Source organism: Vibrio rumoiensis 1S-45, assembly GCF_000286955.2.
GTDB lineage: Bacteria > Pseudomonadota > Gammaproteobacteria > Enterobacterales > Vibrionaceae > Vibrio > Vibrio rumoiensis_A.
Genome location: NZ_AJYK02000002.1, coordinates 39983 through 62434 on the forward strand (window position 1 = coordinate 39983; position 22452 = coordinate 62434).

Consider the following 22452-nt stretch of genomic DNA (forward strand, 5'->3'; position numbering starts at 1 on the left):
TCTGGATAGTGTTATTTGTATCATTATCAAAATAGTGTGAAGTATAGTTAGATAAATCCATTTTTAAACCATTTATCCGTATTTATTCAAACAATAACTCGCATCTTACCGTTACTTCAGTATAGGTACGGTTACTTAACGCGATCTCGCGCTAATAGCTGTGAAATCATTACTAGCAGCAAAGAAACCACTAACATCACTGTCGCTAATGCGTTCACCTCAGGTGAAATACCTACTTTAACCATAGAATAAATCTTCAAAGGTAGTATTTCATAGCTTGGCCCTGTTACAAATGAACTGATGATCACGTCATCAAGCGACAAGGTGAAGCTCAATAACCAGCCAGCAGCCACAGCAGGTTTTGCTAGTGGGAATATAATTCGTTTTAGGATAATCCATTCACTTGCGCCTAAATCTTTAGCAGCTTCAAGCATTTTGACATCAAAGCCTTTTAAGCGGCTATATACCGTTACCACCACAAAGGGTAGGCAAAACGTAATGTGGGAAATTAATAACGTGATTAAACCTAACTGAAACCCAACCACTAAGAACAGAGCAAGCAAAGAAATTGCCATCACAATATCAGGCGACATCATCACGACAAAAAGCAATCCATTAACAGCAGACTTTGCTTTGAATTTATAACGAAATAGCGCGACAGCCGTTAAACTGCCAATGATGGTTGCCGCGGTAGAGGATAAAATTGCGATGGTAATAGAATGGCCAGCAGCTTGGATTAAGCTGTCATTATTCAGTAATTCTGAATACCATTTTGTCGTAAAACCATCCCATTTAATCCCAAATTTACTGGCGTTAAACGAATTAACAATTAACACAATGATCGGCAAATATAAGAATAAATACACCAAACTCATGAAGCTCGATTTGGCAATATTCCCACCAACAGATTTCTTCATTAGTCTAACTCCGTCTTTTTATTCAAAAACTTACCCGCACGATAGTACGCATAAATCATCAAGGCCATAATCAGTGTTAGGGCAATACTGGTGGATGCTCCAAATGGCCAATCTCTCGCATTAAGGACTTGGCTTTTAATCACATTACCAATCAATAAGTTTTTCGCACCACCTAATAGATCTGATACGTAGAACATCCCTAAAGCCGGCAATAAAACTAACAAACAGCCACCAATAATACCTGGCATCGTTAAAGGTAAAGTCACTTTTATTAATGTTTGAATTTTATTCGCACCAAGATCTCTCGCAGCTTCAATATAAGTGCGATCTAACTTTTCTAGTGCTGAGTATAAAGGCAAGATCATAAATGGCAGTAAGATGTACACAAGGCCGATCATTACGGCTGTTTCGCTATACATAATACGCATTGGATGCTCAATAATACCAATGGCCATTAGGCTCTTATTTAAAATGCCTTGTGTCCCTAACACGATTTTTAAACCATAAGTACGAATAAGGGAGTTGGTCCAAAAGGGCACTATGATTAAAAACAGCATGATAGGGCGTGTTTTTGCTGGCATTTTCGCCACGATATAAGCAAAAGGGTAGCCAATCAGTAAACATAAGCCTGTTGCCACTATCGCCATATACAATGAATGGAGCATAACTTTTGCGTACAGAGGATCTAATAAGCGAGTATAGTTACTTAACGTAAACGTTAACTCAATGAGGTTCGCTTCATCACGAGTAAGAAAGCTGGTGATGATGATCATTAAATTGGGGATGAAAACAAACAGCATCAACCAAGATACAATCAAGATAACAATGCTATTTTGAAGATTGAGTTTCTTCATTGCTTTATTTACTCTTCAACTGATTTGGCAAATGCTGGCGCACTTTCATCGTAAGGCAGCACGACTTCCCAACTCGCCACCCAAGTAATGGATACTTTTTGACCAATTGAGTGATCAACATCAGGGTCATCCTCATTAAAGAATTCACTAACCATCACTCGCATACCAGATTCCAACTCAACAATCGAATCTAATGTCATGCCTTTATAAGTGCGCTCTGTTACATGTCCAACAATACCAAAATCTTCGGACTCTTTAATTTCTTCAATTCGAATATCTTCCGGTCGGATCAAAACATTTAGTTTCTGACCGATTTCAACATTTTTGCCGTAATGAACTGTAGATTCAATCTCTTCAATTTCAGCCAAAATGGTTTTGTCGTCTTGTCTTTTTATGACTGACGCTTCGAAAACATTAATCTCACCAATAAAGCTGGCAACAAATAGGTTGCTTGGTTCTTCGTATATCTCACGAGGAGAGCCATCTTGTTCAATGATCCCATCACGCATAACGATAATACGATCAGACATTGACAGTGCTTCTTCTTGATCATGAGTCACAAAGATAAACGTAATGCCTAACTGACGCTGTAATTGCTTTAGCTCTAATTGCATTTGTTTACGAAGCTTGTAATCCAATGCGGAAAGCGATTCATCTAATAGAAGTACTTTAGGCTTATTGACGACCGCTCGCGCAATGGCAATTCGTTGTTGCTGGCCACCAGATAATTGATGAGGTTTGCGTTGCGCCATACTGTCTAAGCGAACCATCCTTAACGCTTCAAGTACACGAGCCTCCACATCAACTTGAGGCACTTTTTGCATGCGCAAACCAAAAGCCACATTTTCAAATACCGTCATATGAGGGAAGAGTGCGTAACTTTGAAATACAGTATTAACGTGTCTTTTCTCAGGTGGCTGTTCTGTCACATCATCATTCGCTAGGAGTATGGTGCCAGAATCTACAGTTTCAAACCCCGCAATCATTCTTAAAACCGTTGTCTTACCACAGCCAGAGGGGCCAAGAATAGTAAGAAACTCACCATGATTTACATTTAAATCTAGATTGTCGATGATCGCTTTGCCATCGAAGCTTTTGCTTATGCCAGTCAATTGAATGACGGTTGAGCCTTGTGATTGTTCAACATTCAATTTCTGTATTTCTCCATAGAATGAAAAGCGCAGTTACACACAAAAATTTGAGGGCGGATCATAGTCGCCATTAGCCGTAATTCATAGTCATTTTTAACAACGAATCTAAGCGGTCATTTTCACGCAATTCGATAATTATCCTTCATCTGCCGACCAGATACAAAAAAGAATCGATGAATATAAGTAATCTTTTGAAAATAAAAGATTTTTACAAATTAAATGGGATTTAAAATTGGCTGAACTCGCATCTTGATACTGCTTGGGTATAATGTGGCTCCATTACGTACATTTGACGATGCTTGGATTACCCATAAATGAATGACAATTTAGAAAAAGAATTCAATGTTGGCGGAAACATAGAGACAGCGTTATCGGGTCAATATGAATTAAAAGCCAGCAATATTATTAAAGAAGCATGGCAATTGACGATCAAAAACTTTTTATCGTTCTCACCAACAATTGTTGTCCTTATCTTATTACAAATTACCATTTTTATTGTCGCGCTAAAAATGCAACTGGGTGACCCTAGTGCGATCTTTAAAATATTTGAAGACTCAGCGGATTCAACCCAGGTTCAGAGCATTATTGAATCGGTATTGATTGCTAACTTCAGCTATGAAGTGATAAGCGCACCATTATTTGCAGGTGTGTGTATTATGGCGATGAGCCATGCTACGGGGTTCAAAACTCAAATTCGCCATATTTTAAAAGGTTTTCAATTCACTATCCCAGTCATGCTGATGACATTAATGGCGTTAATGCTACAAGGTATTGCTGGTATGGTTTTACCTTTCTTATCATTATATTTATCGATGGCGTTCAGTAATGCGGTATTGCTAATTTGCGAAAAACGAATCACACCAATGCGTTCACTATTGCTATCACTGCGTGCAGTTAATAAGAAAATACTGCCCGTGACGGCTGCTTATGCCTTGATACTATTGATGTTCTTTGTTGCAGCGCTTTTTTATGGCATCGGCCTGATATTCGTATTGCCTTTTTATTTTCATATTAAAGGCATCATCTATAGAGATATGTTTGGCGTTAAATTAAAAGTAATCAACACGGGTGGCAACCCACCTAATAATGGCAATAAAACTCAATCGCAGGTGTTTGACGCATGATGAAAAAATTTATAATGATCTCCGCAATATTGTCCTTTTGGGCAGTTTATTATGTGCAAAACCATATGAACACATCCCCTAAAGAAGAGATTGCAGAAGAAAGCGAAAGTACTGATGTCAATACTAAAAAAGCGCAATTTTTTGATGAATTAAATATCGGAATCAAGAAGGAAAATGAACGTGTTGAAGCAGAACGTTCTCAATTGCTGGAAATAAAAACATCCTTATCCGATAACGACATAAGTAAAAAACAAATAAATATGGCAACAGGTCTGGCTGAACTGTATAGCAATGAAATTCCGGAAGCAGGCATTGACCAAGCATGGGTTGAGGAAATGCTATTGCGCGTCAATGTTCTTCCTGAAGCACTCGTTATGATTCAAGCCGCCAATGAATCAGCTTGGGGAACATCAAGATTTGCTGAAGAAGGGAATAATTTCTTTGGGCAATGGTGTTATACCGAGGGCTGTGGTTTAGTACCACTACAACGTGTAGAAGGTGCCACCCACGAAGTAGCTAAATTTGATTCACCACAAGAATCAATTAACGCATATTTTATGAATGTGAACACTAATTCAGCGTATGAAAAGTTACGTGAGATCAGAGCCAAGCTTGCTTTAGAAAATAAAGATTTAAAGTCAGAAGAAACTGCTATCGCGCTGACGAATGGATTGCTAAGTTACTCTGAGAGAGGGCAAGCCTATGTTAATGACCTGCAAACTATGATTCACCATAATACTGCATATTGGACAGAAAAATGATCATTCGTAAAGCGACTCTAACAGCATGTGCATTGATGGCGTCTCTATTGTCAGTATCTGCCAATGCTGAACAGTATCGATTCAATTATTCCAAACTATATACACAAATGAAGAATAACCTTGAAGAAGGGCATCCTGACGTTAAGGTGGCTTTTTTCTTCCAAGAAAATCAAAGCTCAAATATTTGTCATATAGAAAAAGCTTGGATGGAGAAAGAGGAACATTACGAAGAGTTTAGCATTCCATCAAGCCAAGAATTGATCGTACCGATTGACAGTAATCTCCGTAAAGCTGCGCCTTTAGTTTATGTTGATACTGAAAAAGGGAAGCTCTGTGACTTTTCGATGGTCGTGATGACAAAAGAGCCTTTACAAGGAAAAGTCAGTTACGACCAAATCGAAGCGTTAATACCTCAAATGAGTAAAATGCTGAATGATCTTGGGGGAATGTTCTCAAGTTGGTTTGCACCGGACGTAATTGGATTAACGCTAGAGTTTAATGATATTCAACACGGCTCAATCTCAGTCTCTGATGGTTCAATCATCAACATAGAGAATGGCAAGGCCGTCGTTAAACTTGCTGACTTGAAAAAAGGAAATACGTTAACGCTTCCTCAAGCCACGTTTAGAGTACTACCATTACTTGAGAAATAATGACGTAAACAAGCGTGCATAACACATAAAAAGGCCGAACCTTTAAGTGCAAAACAAGCACATAAAAGTTCGGCTTTTTCATATCAAGATGAGAGATAGACGTTAGATATTCGTAACGTCTAATTGTAGGCTAGGATCGAATTCCACCGCATCCTCGGAAGGTAGTTGCGTGGGTATTTCTTCTTTGTCAAAGCCAATATCCCCACCGTTTATCACACCAGAATCACGATCAATCGATTTAAAATCGAATAAGTTATGATCGGCTAAATGACTTGGCACTACGTTTTGTACTGCTTTAAACATTGTTTCGATACGCCCTGGGAAACGCTTATCCCATTCATTGAGCATTAGCTTAATGTTTTGACGCTCAAGGTTAGGTTGAGATCCGCACAAGTTACATGGAATAATAGGGTAGTCACGCATAGCGGAGAACTTGATGATGTCTTTCTCACGGCAATACGCAAGTGGGCGAATAACCACGTGCTCACCATTATCTGAAACCAGCTTGGGCGGCATCGCTTTCATTTTCCCGCCATGGAACATGTTCAAAAACAAAGTTTCTAAAATATCATCTCGATGATGTCCAAGGGCGATTTTTGTCGCGCCTATCTCTTTTGCTGTACGATACAAAATACCACGGCGTAAACGAGAACATAAAGAACAAGTTGTTTTCCCTTCTGGTACTTTATCTAACACGATAGAGTAGGTATCTTCTTCGACAATTTTGTATTCAATACCGAGAGAATCAAGGTATGTTGGAAGAATATGCTCAGGAAAGCCCGGTTGTTTTTGATCTAAGTTTACCGCGACTAATTCAAAATTAACGGGGGCGCTTTTCTTTAAACTAATCAGTATGTCGAGCATGGTGAAGCTATCTTTACCACCAGACAAACACACCATGATACGGTCACCTTCTTCAATCATGTTGAAATCTGCAATGGCTTGACCGGTATTGCGACGAATCCGTTTTTGAAGCTTATTAAAATCATGCTGCTTAGCTTTATTGAGCACTTGTTGGCCAGATTCGGTCATGGTGTTTGGATTTACGTTCATTGTTCTTAACCTTAACTGATACCAATGTAACTTATGTTATCCATCGGTATTGTTTAACGCTTGTGGCATCAATCAGCAAAAAGATGCACATAAATAAAGGCAGTATCATACTGACAAAAAACAAAAGAGCAACACAGTTGGTTGCTCTTTTCATAAGCTCAGATTACCTTTTCAGATAAATGCCGTTAAGGCGTTACCTGATTATTCATTAGGATCTAACGGGCTAATATAGCCTGCTGGTTTCAATGCCAATACATCACAATTTATCTTATCAATAACATTCTCTGCAGTATTACCAATAAATACGGCAGAAAGACCCGTTCTACCAGTTGTGCCTAAAATAACTAAACCCGCATCTAATATTTTAGATTCTTTAGGGATAACATCTTCCGGCAAGCCTTCACTCACTCGAGTATGCTCTTCATCTATGCCATATTTTTGTCTTAGTGCTTTCATGGCCGTTAAATGGAAGCCCCTTACTGCATCGGTATATGAGGTAGGATCAAATTCTGGTAACTCTACCGTTACATTTGCTGGTGTCACCGGGTAGGAATTAACTAAGTAAAGCTCCGCATGCAACTGCTTTGAAAAGTTAAGTCCTTGCTTGACCATACTTTCATTCAATTCTATATGAGTGCTATTTTCTGAACCCACATGCACGGAGGCAACAATGTTTCCATTGACCGGCCAATCATGGTTTTTCACCAATAAAACAGGGCAAGGGCACTTACGTAATAAATGCCAGTCCGTTGGAGTAAAGAATACGGACTCTAATACGTCATGTTTGCGCGTTGCTTTAAGCAAAATATCGTGATCGCCGGCAAACACTTCCGCAATAATCGCTTCGTATGGTCGATGGTGCCAAACGACTTTAATATTCAGTTCTATCCCATCTTTCATATAAGGTGCAGCGACTTCTTTCATCCACTCTTCACGTTGATGAATTACGCCTTTACGCATAGCATCACGTTCATCAGAAGACAACATAGAGGTCATGTCATAGGAAAAATCGTATATGGATAAGAAAAAAGTAATTGGAGCTGGGCAAGGAAGGTCACGAACAATCTGAAATGCACGTGAAAGTGCCGATTGCTCGACATTATTAACATCCGCAACCACTAAAATATGTTTATACTCGTTCATAAATACTCCCTTTATTCACAATTGAAGCTAAGCAAACTTCAAAATATTACCTTACTAATAACTGTAGCTGAATATAGGGTAAACTTTTAGTGACCAATCCAATATTTTAGAAAGAAAAAAGCCGCTAATATCACAATAGCGGCTTTTTAATTATTTGAATTTACAGTGATTAATCATCAACAATACCAGCAAGTTGCTGCAAAGCGTCGTGATCGTTAATGGTAATATATTTGCCTTTTACACTGAGTATTTCACTTTTCTGAAAACGACCAAGCAAACGGCTAATCGTTTCTACTGTTAGACCTAAATAATTACCGATATCGCCACGAGTCATTGTTAGGCGAAACTCTCTTGGTGAGAAACCACGCTGAGAGAAACGAGTCGAAAGGCTGAATAAAAATGCGGCTAAACGTTCTTCGGCGTTCTTTTTAGAGAGCAGCAAAATCATATCTTGATCGCCTTTGATTTCATGACTCATCAAACGCATGATTTGTTGGCGAAGTTTTGGCATTTTCCCGGAAAGGTCATCTAATGTCTCGTATGGGATTTCGCAGACCATCGCAGTTTCTAATGCTTGTGCAAAGCTAGGGTGCGAGTTGTTGTTAATCGCATCAAACCCAATTAAATCACCGGCAAGATGAAAAGCGGTAATTTGTTCGTCGCCTTGCTCCGTAATGGTATAGCTTTTTATAGTCCCAGAACGAATCGCATACAGTGATTTAAGTTCATCGCCTGCTTTGAATATTTCCTGGCCCTTTTGAATTGGCTTCTTACGCTCAATGATTTCATCAAGCTGATCGAGCTCTGAGTCATTCAATGTGAAAGGAATGCATAACTGACTAATGCTACAATCTTGGCAGTGAATCGCACATCCACCAGATTGGACTCGTTTAGTTTTCGAATTACCTGAATTCATAAGGCACCAGAGAAGTTAAAATGTAATAAACAACAATATTTTAGCATTTTGACATACAGAAGAATAGACAAGACTACGAAATTGCTACATTCATATAACTCTGACGACGCCGTAATACAGCTGAAACACGCCATAACATAATAATATAGCGGCACCTATTCGGCGAAATGCCATCGACTTTATCCATTGGTTTAACTTAGAAGTGCTCAAGCCAATTGTTAACATTAAAGGTAAAGTGCCTAAACCGAAGAAAAACATGATTAAAGCGCCTTGTGTAGCATTACCAGATGCAGCAGACCATGTCAGCATTGAGTACACTAAACCGCATGGTAACCATCCCCACACAAAGCCAAACGGAATAGCGTACAAAGGATGCTTAATCGGTAATAAGCGTTTCCCGAATGGTGAAATGTATTTCCAAATATGTTGCCCAGCTTTTTCTATTTTAAGCAACCCTTGCCACCATTGCCCTATGTATAAAGCAAGAACAATCATAAAAATGGCAGAGATGAGACGCAACCAGTTCAACGGCGAATTAACACCGGAATATTGTGCAATCGTTGATATTGCTGCCCCAACAATCCCACCAATTAAGCTGTAGCTCATCAAACGCCCAATATTATAGAACAAAGGGTTAAGCCATAACTTTGATGACGAGATGCTACCAATACTCATCAAGCCTGCAATCCCACCGCACATTCCCATGCAATGACCAGCACCTAATACTCCGATAAGAAAAGCCGCTAACCAATCATGACTCATTGCTTTACTTTTCCTCTACCTTGTCTTCTTTAACAATAGAGGTGGTATCAGAGTTGGCTTCTGATTTCATTTTAACTTCATCGCTATCATCAAATAAGATGCTGTGACCTTGTCGATCTAGGTCATCAAATTGATCCGTTTTCACAGCCCAAATAAATATGCCAACCGCAATACAAACGAAAATTACAGCAATGGGGATCAATAAATACAAACTTTCCATTTATTTCAATAACCTTAATGAGTTGGTTACAACGATGATTGAACTTGCAGACATACCAATAACAGCAAAATATGGCGCAATGAAACCCATTACCGCAAGCGGTAAAATTAAAGCATTGTACCCAAGAGCCCAAGCAAGGTTTTGGCGAATAATGCTTCGAGTATGGAGTGCCAACTCTCTTGCCTCAAGCACTTTATCCAGCTTATCGCCAAGCAAAACCATATCTGCAGATGCTTTAGCAATATCAGAGCCACTACCCATCGCTACTGATAAGTGAGCACCGGCCAAAGTAGGGGCATCATTAATGCCGTCGCCAATCATCAAGGTGACGTTGTTTTTGTTTAAGTCATTTAAGTAACGTAATTTATCATCGGGTTTCAACTGACAATGAAAATCTTCAATGCCAAGTTCATCAGCGACTCTTAGCGTGCTTTGTAAGGAATCTCCGGTTAATACCGTTACTTTTAGATTCTTAGTTTTAAGGCTATTAATAAACTCAACGCTTTCTTTACGAATTGGGTCTAAATATTCAAAAGATGCAACCAATACATCATTATGAGAAAGGTAAATGGTAGAAGCCTGAACTACTTCTGTTGACTCTTTTGCTACAAAATCCAAGGTTCCAATTTTCCATTGATTTCCTTGGTATTCTCCAATTAAACCCGATCCAATAATATTTTTGACATTAATGACTTCAATGCTGTCAGAGAAGTATGGTTGAAATGCATTAGCAATAGGGTGGTTAGCGTGTTTTTCTAAACTGGCAGCAATCGAATAACATTCAGACTCATTGAAGACAGACTGGTTATAAACCGTACATTGGCTTATTTCAATATTGCCTTCGGTTAAAGTTCCGGTTTTATCTAATACTATCTGATTAACTTTGCATAAGGTTTCAAAAACATGGCCTTTACGCAATAAAATTCCTAAGCTGCCAAGACGAGAGGTAGAGCAAGTTACCGCTGTAGGCGTAGCTAAGGAAAGGGCACAAGGACAGGTTGCAACTAACACTGAAAGCATGATCCAGAAAGCCGAATCTGGCTGATGTTGGTGCCAATAAAGCCAAGTTCCCAGTGCAATCACTAAAATAATCGCCACAAAGTATTTTGCAACGTAATCAGCAACTTCGGCAATTTTAGGTTTAGATAATTGAGCTTCATCTTGCAGGCGAACAATTTTAGAAATCACCGAATCCGCTTTATGTGTGGTGACTGACATCTCAAATGATTCATCAACATTCATAGTGCCAGCATAAACGAAGTCATGCTCTTGCTTAAACACAGGTATAGATTCACCCGTTAGCATGGATTCATCAACTTGCGTGGAACCAGTCAAAACTTCTCCATCTGCCGGAATATGCTCACCTGGCAGCACTTGAATAATATCGCCAATTTTTAAACTGCGAACAGGAATTTGCTCACCATCCTTCATTCTTGCCATGGCTGGAATTAATTTAAGTAGGTTGGCGCTTGCGGTCGCGGCTTTACGTCTTGCACGCATTTCAAGAAAACGACCAACCAATAAGAAGAAGGTAAACATTGAAATGGATTCGAAAAAAACTTCCCCTGTACCTGCAACAGTTGCCCATAGACTTGAAACATAAGCGAAGATCAAAGCAATAGAAACGGGCACATCCATACCAAGCGTTCGACCTTTGATACTTCTCCAAGCATTAAGGTAAAAGGGCTGAGCTGAATAAATCAATACAGGGGTAGCAAAAATCAAACTGACAACACGTAAGTACTGTTTAAATTCAGCATCGAGATCGGAGAATACTTCAAAGTAAAGTGCAATGGCTAACATCATCACTTGCATGGTAGCAAGCCCGGCAACCCCCAATCGATAGAGGTATTGCTTCATCATGTGGTGATAACTTTCTTCGTGTTTATTCGGTTCAAAAGGGGCTGCTTTATAACCCAATTGATGAATAGAACGCAGTAAATCACTTAAACGAGTTTGCTCTGAATCCCATTTTAAAATGGCTCGATTAGTGGTGATATTGACTCGTATAAGGACGATGCCTTTTTCAGAGGCCAATTGTTTTTCAATAAGCCACGCACAAGCAGCACATGACACCCCATCGAGTGACAGTGTCACTTCGGATGTGTTTACATCATGTCTGACAAACTCTTGCTGAACTTCTACATTGTCATAATGAATGAGCTTTTGAAGTTGTTCAGGTACCAAATCTGCTTTTTCAGCAGGGGAAGTCCGATATTGGTAATAAGAGTCCAAACCACTTTCTACAATGGTTTGTGCGACAGATTGGCATCCTGGGCAACACATTTCACGTTGCTGCCCTAGAATATCAACGGTAAAGCTAGCTTTAGCTGGTACAGCATCACCACAGTGATAGCACGCTTGCGGCGTCGATGGTTGAGACATTTACAAAAGGCCTTAATCTAATAAAACAGTCGGAGTTTTTGTAGGGAAACCAACCTTACCTTGAATAATCCACTCTTTGTTATGAGGTTCTAACTTGATGAACCAAGGTCCACTTAAAGGAGTGTCTAAGCTGATTCGATAATTTCCATTTGCATCTGAGCTAATGGTACGTTCGAAGTCTCTATCAGGCAATGTACGATGTGTAAAAGTTACTTTCAAAGCAGGGTAAATAGGCAACTTTCCTTTATCTAAATTGAAGATAAGACCAGTGTCAGTTGAAACCACCGATGCTTTTAATTGGAAGCCTTTAGCAACGTGTATTCTCGTTAAATCAACATTAATACCTTTGCCTTCTTTGTAGTAATCCTCAGAGACGAGATCCACACTGTTTTTAGTGAAGAGTCCTAAGGTAACAAAACTACCGATAACAGCCGACATAGGAAGGAAAATAAGAAACCACGGCCAAAACTGTTTATACCAAGGTTTTTGCATAATATTCTCACAAATTGAAACATATTGAATAGAAGAAAAAACAGCCCCATGAAGGGGCTGTTAGACCAGTGAGGTTTAGTTGGTCTGTTCAGAAGGTTGTGGGTTACTCAAACTCCATACATAGGAAGCAACAAGGTGAATTTTGTCTTCACCTAAAATGTTACCCCACGCTGGCATCACACCTTGGCGCCCATACATAACCGTTTCAGTCACATCAGCGCGAGAGTCGCCAAATAACCAATCATGGTCAGTCAGATCTGGTGCACCAAATGCTGGGTTACCTTTACCATCTGTGCCGTGACAAGCCGCACAAGCTGCGAAACGAACTTTACCCGCAGATGCATCACGAGAGTTCACTTTACGTCCTGATAGACTCAACACATAACTTACTACTTCGTGAACACCATCTTCACCAAACGTTTCGCCCCAAGCTGGCATAGCGCCAACACGACCATGACGAATTGTCGTAAGGATAGCTTCTGGTTCACCACCATATAACCATGCTTTATCGGTTAAGTTAGGGAACCCTTTTTGCCCACGGGCATCAGAACCATGACATTGAGAACAGTTTTGTAAGAATAAATTCTGTCCAACTCTCAATGCCGCAGGGTCTGCAGCGATTTCAGGAATCGTTTTATACTCTGTACCCGCTTCGTTATACGCTAAGCGCTTAAATGATTCGCCATAAAACTTATTGGCATCATCTAACTCTTTTGAGTATTCATCGAGCTGCTTGTTTTCTTGTGCGCTTTTAATCGCCGCATTCATTTCTTGAACTGATTTCACTTGTTGCGGTGAACTTGTCCAGCCTAACAGGCCAGGGTAGTTACCTAAACCAGGGTATAGCGCAAGATAAATAGCAGAGAAAACAAACGTAGAGAAGAATAAGTAGGTCCACCATTTAGGAAGAGGGTTATTAAGCTCACGAATACCATCGTATTCATGTCCCATATCCGCACCTTCTTCTACGCCCATTTTATCTTTTAAACACCAGATTAAAATGGCTGCAATACCAAAAATAGTACCGAGTGTAATTACTGTTATCCAGACACTCCAGAATGTAGTCATTACTTCATTCCTCCCTGTTCTTTGTTCGATTCAGCTGGTTCATCATCAAAGATTAAATTGGCTGCTTCATCAAAACGAGACTGGCGACTCTTACTTCCATAAGCCCACCATACAACACCACAAAAACTAATGAACAGAACCAGAGTCCAAATACTATGAATCGTAATAATATCCATATTATTTACTCCTTATTTCATTGCATGGCCAAGAGACTGAAGGTAAGAAACAAGAGCATCTAACTCTGTTTTGCCTTCCACATCTTTCTTAGCATTAGCAATTTGTTCATCAGTGTATGGAACACCAAAGGAATCACGGAATAAGCGTAGCTTTTGTTCCGTATACTCACCAGTTAGCTTGTTTTCAGCCAACCACGGATAACCTGGCATAATTGATTCAGGAACCACTTCACGTGGATCAATCAAGTGAACACGGTGCCATTCATCAGAATAACGACCACCTACACGAGCAAGATCAGGACCAGTACGCTTAGAACCCCATAAGAATGGATGTTCCCATACCGATTCACCTGCAACCGAGTAGTGACCATAACGTTCTGTTTCTGAACGGAAAGGACGAATCATTTGGCTGTGACATACGCTACAACCTTCTTTGATATAAATATCACGACCTTCCATCTGCAAAGCAGTGTAAGGTTTTAGACCGTCAACAGGTTCAGTCGTTTGTTTTTGGAAAATCAACGGTGTGATCTCAACCAAAGCACCTAAACTGATACCGAAAACCATCAAAATAGCCAATAAACCAACGTTCTTTTCGACTATTGAATGGCGATTCTTATTAGAACTCATACTAATAGCCTCCTATAAAGCCGGTTGAGGAATAGCTTTTAAACTATTCTTTGGCGCAGTAACCGTTTTATATGTGTTATATGCCATCAACCACATACCACTAACAATGATTACACCGCCAATGAAACGAACCAAATAGAAAGGATGAGATGCTTCTACAGATTCAACGAAGCTGTAAGTTAGTGTGCCGTCAGCGTTAACTGCTCTCCACATTAGACCTTGCATTACACCTGAGATCCACATAGCTACGATGTATAAAACGGTACCTATGGTTGCAAGCCAGAAGTGAATGTTAATCAGCTTCACTGAATACATGCGTTCTTGGCCGAATAGTTTAGGAATCAAGTGGTATAACGAACCCACCGTTACCATTGCAACCCAACCTAAAGCACCAGAGTGTACGTGACCAATGGTCCAGTCAGTATAGTGTGATAGGGCATTAACTGTTTTAATTGCCATCATTGGACCTTCAAAGGTAGACATACCATAGAAAGACAATGAAACAATCAAGAAACGAAGTATTGGGTCATAACGCAATTTATGCCAAGCACCTGATAAGGTCATAATACCGTTAATCATGCCACCCCAAGATGGAACAAATAGGATAACTGACATCACCATGCCTAAAGACTGAGTCCAGTCAGGCAATGCGGTGTAATGTAAATGGTGCGGACCTGCCCAAATATAAAGCGAGATCAAACCCCAAAAATGCACAATAGAAAGGCGGTAAGAATATACTGGACGTTCAGCTTGTTTTGGTACGAAGTAATACATCATACCTAAGAAGCCAGCTGTTAATAAGAAACCAACAGCATTATGTCCATACCACCATTGGATCATGGCATCAACAGCACCAGAATATATCGAATAGGATTTACCATAAGAAACCGGTATAGCCATGCTATTTACAATATGCAGAACTGCAACGGTTAGAATAAACCCACCGAAGAACCAGTTTGCAACATAAATATGGGAGGTATTTCTTTTAATCAAAGTACCAAAGAAAACAATGGCATAAGCAACCCATACAATCGCAATTGCAATGTCAATCGGCCATTCTAGTTCTGCATATTCTTTACTGGTTGTATATCCCAAAGGTAGTGAGATCACAGCAGCCAAAATAATGGCTTGCCAACCCCAAAAAGTGAACGGAACTAACAAACCACCAAATAGGCGGGTTTTACACGTTCTTTGCACAACATAGTAAGAACATGCGAATAGGGCACTAGTACCAAACGCAAATATTACCGCATTTGTATGCAATGGACGTAAACGACTGTACGTCAACCACGGCGTGTCAAAGTTAAGCTGTGGCCAGACTAATTGAGCGGCAATTAACACACCCACGCTCATACCCACAATTCCCCAAAGTATAGTTACAAGGGCAAATTGACGCACGACCGTGTAGTTATAATTATGCTCAAGCTGATGTTCTTGGCTCATCTTGAATGCTTCCAATCTTTATAATTAACTACATAGCATCAACACTAAAATAGTGTTGTAATGTCACCCAAACACATATTACCTAGGCTATCACTAACCGCCGATAACAATGGCTTTAAATAAAAGCAACATTTTCGGTGCTACTATACCTGACATACCAATAGGTTAAACAGGTTTATTACCAAATAATTTGAAGTAAGTTGCATAGGAAAGTAAAGCAATGGCAGCAGAGAAACTCACGAAGGCAAGACTTGTACAAATAGTGGTCATTTTCATCATTCTCGTTATAGCATTTACATGGAGAACCATTGAACATGGAAAAGACTCAAACATGAAAATCACCTGTAAAATAGGTGAAATATGTCTATTTAAAGATTCAGAAACAACGCACTCCATGCTTTTTAATCAAGTATCGCCATCAGAATTAAAAATCACATTACAACCAATTAAAAATACAAAAGAAAATGAAAGTGAAATAATAAATTCTATTTGGATTAGCTCTCGAACTTTAAAAGTAGACCGCATGCACTTAACAACATCTCAAGAGCTAAGGTTATCGATATTAAAACTAAATCCTATGAACCAGTTTGATATAGAAACCCACAGTGATGAAGTAATATCTTTAACTTTAGTGCCATAGAACTTTAGCGCGGATACAAAGTGGATTTATTTGCAATACAAAAATTACAGAGTAATGCAGGGGATTAATGGTAAAACGTGTAAACAATTACGTATAACGCGATCTCATTTAACATAATATACATAATGCGCACCTAATTTATTGATCCTATTTAGTCTTATCTCTTACTTTTCTATTCAAACTGATCAATGTGTTAAGGCTCATTAACTTAATGGTTATCGATGCCCTAACACTAAATCAGAAAATGACTTTTAAAGCTGTTAGATTCAGTATTACTTAAACCTACATAGGTATGAAGGAAAAATGAGAAGTTACTTTAAGCTTTCAAAGTACGCTGCAATATTTTCAATGTCAGCATCATTAATCGTTGCTGCCATTGGTGACATAACAGGATCTTTTCGTTCGCCACTCTTAAATGCTTTAATTGATTTTTCAAGGTATGCCGCGTTTTGCCCCTTGAGATTTGGATATGTTGGAATGATCGCAACACCATCAGCACCATGACATGAAGCACAAATTGCAGCTTTGGCTTTTCCAGCCTCGATATCTGCAGCAAATGTCGATGATGAAGCTAATCCGAACAGTATCAATATAGTGAGTTTTTTCATAAACATCTTCCTTGTATTGGTGGGAAATGGCAGCCATCAATGTAAACATTAATGTGTACAATCTACCAAGATTTCAGCTATAAACCAAAAACATTTGTTAGAAAGTGTTTGTTACATCACTATTCAAACATTGAGGAGATGGCTTAAAAATCGAGTAACTTACTTAGATCCGCTTTGATACTATTCACTTTTTTACTGGCTTTTTCACTACGAGATGCTTCTGAAACTAAGTATTCAATGGCTTCGGATAATGTACACCCTAGTTCTTGTGCTCGCTCTGATAGCTTTTCCCAGACGGCATAATCTAAATCTATTGATTTCTTCTTGGTATGAACATGTTCAGCATTGAAATGTCTTTTTCTTTTCGCTCGAATGGCTTGTTTAAGTTTATTTTCAAGCTCTGGATTCATGTGTTCATTTATCCATTCAATAACTTGTGTTGGTTGGTGCTCAAGCTTTTTCAAACCTTCAAAAGCAGCGGCTGATTCACTGCTATCCTTGTATCGAGTGATTGATTCACCGTCTTTCCATTTTCGTACCAAATATTGCCATTTCCAACCACATTCTAAATTCTCAAGTTGTTGATACTTCATTAGTCTTCCCTATTGACAAGTTTGAGTGACAGCGTAACCAAGTATGGGTATAAACTCAACTATTTAATAATGATGATTATAGATATATATCGGTATGTCATTTTGAGCATTCTGTTGCTATATGTACCGATAAACAAGTATAAGATTAGGCTATTTTTCTATATACTTCTTAGCTTCTAACCACATAGTGAAAAAATTTATAATGATAAAAGAGTCTTGGCAATCAGCGATACCTAATTTTGATCAATTTAAAGATGAGTTATCTAATATAGATGCAATACCAGCACTCTCCTTTCTCGATTTACAGCCTCGATTAAAATCGTCATTAATTCGATTTGATCAAGTAAACGACTTCCCTCGTTTTCTTCTAATCAACTCACCTGATAATTTCATCTATCGTCAAGCCATCACTCAAAGTTATGAAGATCTTAAAGCAGAACAACAAATCTCACAGGTTCCTATCATCACCAGTGATTCGATAGAACCAGAGGATCTATTTGGTCAATATCAAGTCAAAGATGGTGAAGTTGTTAATTTCACAAGCGGTCTACTTGATAAAGCTAATGGTGGTTACTTGATCATTTCGGCCAATTTAATTCTCGCGAACCCTAGATCATGGCCAAAGCTTAAATCAGCCCTTCTTGGCGAAAGTTGCCCAGCGATTAGTTCTGATCCACGCCAAATTGCACCAAATCCACCGGTTAAAAATTACGATGTAAAACTTGTCATTGTTGGTGATCGTAACCAATTAGGCGATCTCGAACATTTCGATAGCGATTTTCGAAGCCAACTCTGTATTTTTGGCGAAGTTGAGCTTGAAGTTAAAGCTTCTAAAAAATCATTCAAACAGTACTTGGGCTATGTTAAAGGCCTCATTGAACAAAACCGTTTGCCACAACTACAAGATTCCGAAGCTTGGGAAGTCTTATTAAAACACGGAACAAGAGAAACTGAAGATCAAGAACGATTGCCGCTTTGCTTAATCTGGCATAAAGGTTTGCTTGCTGAAGCAAGCATTGAAGCCCAACACCAACCAATTAAATCTATCCATTTATTAAAAGCGTTAACCCATAAAGAATATCGTCAATCTTACTTACCAATGAGGGCGATAGATGACATTTTAGAAGGCCAAGTAATCATTGAAACTCAAGGCGAACGTGTTGGACAAGTAAATGGATTGACCGTCATTGAAATCCCTGGTCACCCTGTCACTTATGGTGAACCAGCCAGAATATCTTGTGTTATTCATCTTGGTGATGGTGATATTACAGATGTTGAACGCAAAGCGGAACTTGGTGGTAATCTTCATGCAAAAGGTATGATGATCATGCAAGCATTTTTAGCCAGTGCGTTGCAGCTTGATGAACCTCTCCCTTTCTCTGCTTCTATTGTATTTGAACAATCCTATTCTGAAGTTGATGGTGACAGTGCTTCGCTTGCTGAATTATGTTCTTTACTCAGCGCCCTATCTGGATACCCAATAAACCAAGAAATAGCCGTAACGGGTGCCATTGATCAATTTGGCCGCGTGCAAGCAGTTGGCGGTTTAAATGAGAAAATTGAAGGGTTCTTCCATGTATGTCAGCATCAAGGATTAACTGGTCATCAAGGCATAGTTTTACCCAAAACCAATTTAAAACACCTTTCTCTTCATCAAGATGTCATCACAGCAATAAAAGCAGAGCAATTCCATATTTGGTCTGTTGAATCTGTCGATGAAGCATTGCCGGTTATTTTTGGTAAAGCATTCCGTGGTGAAGACGACGACACTATTTTAAATAAAATTTCTGAGAGAATTGAACATTTCGATAAACATGAACATAACCCATGCAGTTTCTTGAATAAGATCAAAAACTTTATAGGCTTTCACTGATCGGACTTGTTTAGCTTACACGTGTTCTCTAAGATACACAGACTATTTCTGGAGTGATTATACAATGCAAAACAAACGTAACTCATATACTCGTGAAGATCTTTTAGCTTCAAGCCAAGGTGAATTATTTGGCCCAGGCCGTCCTCAGTTACCTGCACCAAACATGCTAATGATGGATCGTATCGTAAATATTACAGACGAAGACGGCGCTGGTGCATTCGGCAAAGGTGTTATCGTTGCTGAACTAGATATCACTCCTGACTTATGGTTCTTTGATTGTCATTTTCCTGGTGACCCAGTTATGCCTGGCTGTTTAGGTCTTGATGCAATGTGGCAACTTGTAGGCTTTTTCTTGGGCTGGGTTGGCGGCGAAGGCAAAGGCCGAGCTTTAGGAGTTGGTGAAGTGAAATTTACTGGTCAAATTCTTCCTACCGCTAAAAAAGTTACTTATGAAATTAACATAAAGCGTGTTGTAAACCGCCGTTTAGTGATGGGTCTTGCAGATGGTCGCGTTCTGGTTGATGGAAAAGAAATCTATGTGGCAAAAGATTTAAAAGTGGGCCTTTTCCAAGACACCTCTTCTTTCTAGAATATGTTGTTTTAATAATATTAATAGATCAGCTTAACCGCTGATTTATTTTATATAAGATATTTAGTTATAGTGCGTTATGGTATAAAATAAAAGGCCCCAATAACTTGGAGCCTAAGTTTAGCATCTTACTTTATAAGGCCAGATTGACGATCTTCTCTAGCATCTCGCCAACCACCTAACCAATTCGATTTTGCATCCATTTGCTGGAATGGACAGTCATCCATCGATCTCCCATTTAGACCCGCTTTATAGCCTTGAGATTGTGCTCTTTCTAGGCGATCGCGTTTCTGTCTCTTCATAGTTCAGTCCTCTACTTTTGATTTTACGAAAACGACTATCTGTGGCAGTTTTATTACACCACAATTAAAGCATCGAACATATTCAGAGTTTTCTCAAGGTTAAAAAAAACCGAGGCTCATTTTTGTGAGCCTCGGTTTAATCTTACATTTTATTTTTTCTTCGTCTGAAACCAATTAAACCTAATAAGGTCAAAGCAAAGTATCCGATGCTACCACCCGACCTTTCAACATTTTGACTGTCTGATTTTCTTAATACAATGTCATCTGATGTTGCGCCAGAAATTGGTACAAGTTTAACCGACACTAATGTTTCAACGCCTGTACCGCCACCACAGAATGAATCATTGGCAACATCATCGTAACCACCTTCACAGAAATTAGCAGTAGCAGAAATAACACCGTCATCATTAATACCAGTGGCATTCACTATACGATATTGGTTATTGTTACCCGTTGCATTACCATCGTTTGTTAGGTTATCTAACCACCATGACTTACCTTGGAAAATAGCCAAGCGATCAGCATTCGTTCCACTTAAGTTTAATGGGTCGATAAAGCCACGACGACGACGTTGTTTGCCATCTACTTCACGATCATCTTCTGCATCAATTGAACCAACAACCTCATTATAATTGTTGATCGCATTAGCTTCACCGCCGGCACCACTGAAGAAAATATCCCCAGTCAAATATACTGCAGTAGGTGGAGATGATGCACTGCCTTTTGACGCATCTGTATAGAACAAACGATTATTAGCAGCTCCATTTTCTGGCGCATCTCCACGACGCTTGGTTTCACCAATAGCAATTAGATGTTCGTTAATGTCTTTAACTAAGCTATTACTATAAATGTAGTCATCACCTTGCTCAATTTCAGCACCTTTAACAAAAGCCGTTTGCCACTGATTTTCTTTTGTAATATCAAAACCATCTATTGGATAAAATATAGCGGCTTGCATTAGTAAATTATCGTCATCGCGATATGTATTAAACCCACCTAATACCGGTTTTCCTTTGTACAAACTGTTAGAGTCTTCAGCAATTACCGATGTACGAGCACTACCTTCTGCTGCTGTATCATCATCATTTGCATCAGTTTGCCCAGACCATCCTGTTGCAGCCAAACCAGATGCACCATTGGAGCTATCCCAAACATAAGCTTGAGTAGCAAAGGCAAAGTTCTGGCAATCCGGTAATAATACAGGATCAGGATTATTGGTGGTGTCAGTACACTGACTCAAATCACCAAAGTAGTTTTTATCATCATCGTCATTATTAAAAGGTTCAATAGAAGCAGAACCTACAACATACGTCTTGCCATTATAATCAAAAGAATCGAACGCAAAAGTTCTACCCATTTGTTTTACAATCGTTTCACCATCTTGCTTAGGAAGCATAAAGGTTGTGTCGTAAAAACCACGTTGACGATAAGTCAATACTTCATTATCACCAACAGTGTAATAGCCACTGCTTGCAATACCAATTGCTGTTCCATCTTGTAGTACTTTATTAATAACTGTATTAGCGGAGTTATCCACTAATGTACTGTTTGGTGGTGTATAACTGACTTCTTTTGGCGGTATAATCTCAGTACCATCAATAAAAGCGGCAGCATTACGGCCATTATAACCCTGATAGAAAGCTCTTCTTTCATGACATAAACCACCTTGGTAATTATCGTCACAATCATCGCTATTATTATCAGATTGCCCACCAAACCACTGCTGGTTAGCCCAAGATTCACAGGTTGAATAACCTAATTGGTTATAGCAATACACCTCAAGATCATCTTGATCTAAGTAAGTAAAAGTACTGTCTAAACGAAACGGCACTTCATCTCTATATGAAAAACCATCGGTTCCATTACGAGTATCACCACCAAGGTGATAATCAGTACCTTGAGCACAGTCCTCACCAAAACAACCTAAAGGGTTAGAACTTGAAACCGGAGTGGTTGATTCACTAATGGCACTTGAATAACTCTGGTTAGCACTAATATTTGGACTAACTTTGACAATATTATAGATCGCAGCCGTAGCTGAATTTGCTGCAAATAATGAAGCAGCGATGACACTTAGCTTAAAAGTTTTATTATGCATT

24 protein-coding genes are annotated in these 22452 nt (G+C 39.2%); 6 read left to right on the forward strand and 18 right to left on the reverse strand.

The window, feature by feature from the left end; genetic code table 11:
• Positions 1 to 131: 131 nt before the first annotated feature.
• The 3 genes from potC to potA are packed head-to-tail and all read right to left on the reverse strand — an operon-like array spanning position 132 to position 2955.
• Positions 132 to 917, reverse strand: coding sequence for a spermidine/putrescine ABC transporter permease PotC (gene potC, locus A1QC_RS00405; protein ID WP_017025578.1), 786 nt, complete (start codon positions 915 to 917; stop codon positions 132 to 134).
• Positions 917 to 1771 carry a spermidine/putrescine ABC transporter permease PotB gene (potB, locus tag A1QC_RS00410; protein WP_017025579.1) on the reverse strand — a complete coding sequence of 285 codons (855 nt, stop codon included), beginning with the start codon at positions 1769 to 1771 and terminating at the stop codon, positions 917 to 919. The genes potC and potB overlap by 1 nt, the downstream gene beginning before the upstream one ends.
• Positions 1772 to 1779: 8 nt before the next feature.
• Positions 1780 to 2955 carry a spermidine/putrescine ABC transporter ATP-binding protein PotA gene (gene potA / locus A1QC_RS00415; protein ID WP_084021831.1) on the reverse strand — a complete coding sequence of 392 codons (1176 nt, stop codon included), beginning with the start codon at positions 2953 to 2955 and terminating at the stop codon, positions 1780 to 1782.
• A 281-nt stretch (positions 2956 to 3236) separates the two neighbouring features.
• Here potA and A1QC_RS00420 point away from each other — a divergent pair, with 281 nt between their 5' ends.
• From A1QC_RS00420 to A1QC_RS00430, 3 genes are read left to right on the forward strand one after another with little or no spacing between them, the layout of a single operon-like run.
• The gene (locus tag A1QC_RS00420; protein ID WP_017025581.1) at positions 3237 to 4046 is read left to right on the forward strand and encodes a hypothetical protein; all 810 of its coding nucleotides are present in this window, start codon (positions 3237 to 3239) and stop codon (positions 4044 to 4046) included.
• Complete coding sequence (locus A1QC_RS00425) at positions 4046 to 4807, forward strand: glucosaminidase domain-containing protein (RefSeq protein ID WP_026025879.1); 762 nt, start codon at positions 4046 to 4048, stop codon at positions 4805 to 4807. The genes A1QC_RS00420 and A1QC_RS00425 overlap by 1 nt, the downstream gene beginning before the upstream one ends.
• Before the next feature lie 2 nt (positions 4808 to 4809).
• Positions 4810 to 5460 carry a DUF2987 domain-containing protein gene (locus A1QC_RS00430; protein WP_026025880.1) on the forward strand — a complete coding sequence of 217 codons (651 nt, stop codon included), beginning with the start codon at positions 4810 to 4812 and terminating at the stop codon, positions 5458 to 5460.
• Between the two features lie 102 nt (positions 5461 to 5562).
• On the opposite strand, the gene ttcA is transcribed toward A1QC_RS00430, so the two are convergent.
• From ttcA to ccoN, 11 genes are all read right to left on the reverse strand, one after another.
• A complete protein-coding gene (gene ttcA / locus A1QC_RS00435) occupies positions 5563 to 6492 on the reverse strand; it encodes a tRNA 2-thiocytidine(32) synthetase TtcA (RefSeq protein WP_026025881.1) in 930 nt (309 codons plus the stop codon).
• A 222-nt stretch (positions 6493 to 6714) separates the two neighbouring features.
• The gene (uspE, locus tag A1QC_RS00440; protein ID WP_017025585.1) at positions 6715 to 7656 is read right to left on the reverse strand and encodes a universal stress protein UspE; all 942 of its coding nucleotides are present in this window, start codon (positions 7654 to 7656) and stop codon (positions 6715 to 6717) included.
• A gap of 169 nt (positions 7657 to 7825) precedes the next feature.
• Positions 7826 to 8572, reverse strand: a complete 747-nt coding sequence (locus A1QC_RS00445; RefSeq protein ID WP_017025586.1) for an FNR family transcription factor — start codon at positions 8570 to 8572, stop codon at positions 7826 to 7828.
• A 90-nt stretch (positions 8573 to 8662) separates the two neighbouring features.
• The gene (locus A1QC_RS00450; RefSeq protein ID WP_017025587.1) at positions 8663 to 9334 is read right to left on the reverse strand and encodes a sulfite exporter TauE/SafE family protein; all 672 of its coding nucleotides are present in this window, start codon (positions 9332 to 9334) and stop codon (positions 8663 to 8665) included.
• Between the two features lie 4 nt (positions 9335 to 9338).
• The gene (gene ccoS, locus A1QC_RS00455; RefSeq protein WP_017025588.1) at positions 9339 to 9554 is read right to left on the reverse strand and encodes a cbb3-type cytochrome oxidase assembly protein CcoS; all 216 of its coding nucleotides are present in this window, start codon (positions 9552 to 9554) and stop codon (positions 9339 to 9341) included.
• Positions 9555 to 11939 carry a heavy metal translocating P-type ATPase gene (locus tag A1QC_RS00460; RefSeq protein ID WP_017025589.1) on the reverse strand — a complete coding sequence of 795 codons (2385 nt, stop codon included), beginning with the start codon at positions 11937 to 11939 and terminating at the stop codon, positions 9555 to 9557.
• A 12-nt stretch (positions 11940 to 11951) separates the two neighbouring features.
• Positions 11952 to 12431, reverse strand: coding sequence for a FixH family protein (locus A1QC_RS00465; RefSeq protein ID WP_017025590.1), 480 nt, complete (start codon positions 12429 to 12431; stop codon positions 11952 to 11954).
• Positions 12432 to 12506: 75 nt separating this feature from the next.
• Positions 12507 to 13499: a cytochrome-c oxidase, cbb3-type subunit III gene (gene ccoP, locus A1QC_RS00470; protein ID WP_017025591.1), complete on the reverse strand. Its 993-nt coding sequence runs from the start codon at positions 13497 to 13499 to the stop codon at positions 12507 to 12509.
• Entirely contained in the window at positions 13499 to 13675 is a 177-nt protein-coding gene (locus A1QC_RS00475; RefSeq protein ID WP_017025592.1) for a cbb3-type cytochrome oxidase subunit 3, read from the reverse strand. Before A1QC_RS00475 ends, ccoP begins: the two co-directional genes overlap by 1 nt.
• 12 nt (positions 13676 to 13687) lie before the next feature.
• The gene (gene ccoO / locus A1QC_RS00480) at positions 13688 to 14305 is read right to left on the reverse strand and encodes a cytochrome-c oxidase, cbb3-type subunit II (RefSeq protein WP_017025593.1); all 618 of its coding nucleotides are present in this window, start codon (positions 14303 to 14305) and stop codon (positions 13688 to 13690) included.
• A gap of 12 nt (positions 14306 to 14317) precedes the next feature.
• A complete protein-coding gene (gene ccoN / locus A1QC_RS00485) occupies positions 14318 to 15748 on the reverse strand; it encodes a cytochrome-c oxidase, cbb3-type subunit I (protein WP_017025594.1) in 1431 nt (476 codons plus the stop codon).
• 220 nt (positions 15749 to 15968) lie between these two features.
• Between ccoN and A1QC_RS00490 the strand changes: the two genes are divergently transcribed.
• Positions 15969 to 16388: a hypothetical protein gene (locus tag A1QC_RS00490; protein WP_017025595.1), complete on the forward strand. Its 420-nt coding sequence runs from the start codon at positions 15969 to 15971 to the stop codon at positions 16386 to 16388.
• A 311-nt stretch (positions 16389 to 16699) separates the two neighbouring features.
• On the opposite strand, the gene A1QC_RS00495 is transcribed toward A1QC_RS00490, so the two are convergent.
• Together A1QC_RS00495 and matP are read right to left on the reverse strand one after the other, a co-directional pair.
• On the reverse strand, positions 16700 to 16996 hold the full coding sequence (locus A1QC_RS00495; RefSeq protein ID WP_017025596.1) for a c-type cytochrome: 297 nt from the start codon (positions 16994 to 16996) through the stop codon (positions 16700 to 16702).
• A 143-nt stretch (positions 16997 to 17139) separates the two neighbouring features.
• Complete coding sequence (gene matP / locus A1QC_RS00500; protein WP_017025597.1) at positions 17140 to 17589, reverse strand: macrodomain Ter protein MatP; 450 nt, start codon at positions 17587 to 17589, stop codon at positions 17140 to 17142.
• Between the two features lie 202 nt (positions 17590 to 17791).
• Between matP and A1QC_RS00505 the strand changes: the two genes are divergently transcribed.
• Positions 17792 to 19462, forward strand: a complete 1671-nt coding sequence (locus A1QC_RS00505; RefSeq protein ID WP_017025598.1) for an AAA family ATPase — start codon at positions 17792 to 17794, stop codon at positions 19460 to 19462.
• A gap of 64 nt (positions 19463 to 19526) precedes the next feature.
• The gene (fabA, locus tag A1QC_RS00510; RefSeq protein WP_017025599.1) at positions 19527 to 20051 is read left to right on the forward strand and encodes a bifunctional 3-hydroxydecanoyl-ACP dehydratase/trans-2-decenoyl-ACP isomerase; all 525 of its coding nucleotides are present in this window, start codon (positions 19527 to 19529) and stop codon (positions 20049 to 20051) included.
• A gap of 128 nt (positions 20052 to 20179) precedes the next feature.
• Here the strand turns inward: fabA and rmf are convergent, their stop codons facing one another.
• Together rmf and A1QC_RS00520 are read right to left on the reverse strand one after the other, a co-directional pair.
• Entirely contained in the window at positions 20180 to 20353 is a 174-nt protein-coding gene (gene rmf / locus A1QC_RS00515; RefSeq protein WP_017025600.1) for a ribosome modulation factor, read from the reverse strand.
• A 142-nt stretch (positions 20354 to 20495) separates the two neighbouring features.
• A complete protein-coding gene (locus tag A1QC_RS00520) occupies positions 20496 to 22451 on the reverse strand; it encodes a DUF3466 family protein (protein ID WP_026025882.1) in 1956 nt (651 codons plus the stop codon).
• Position 22452 lies beyond the last annotated feature (1 nt).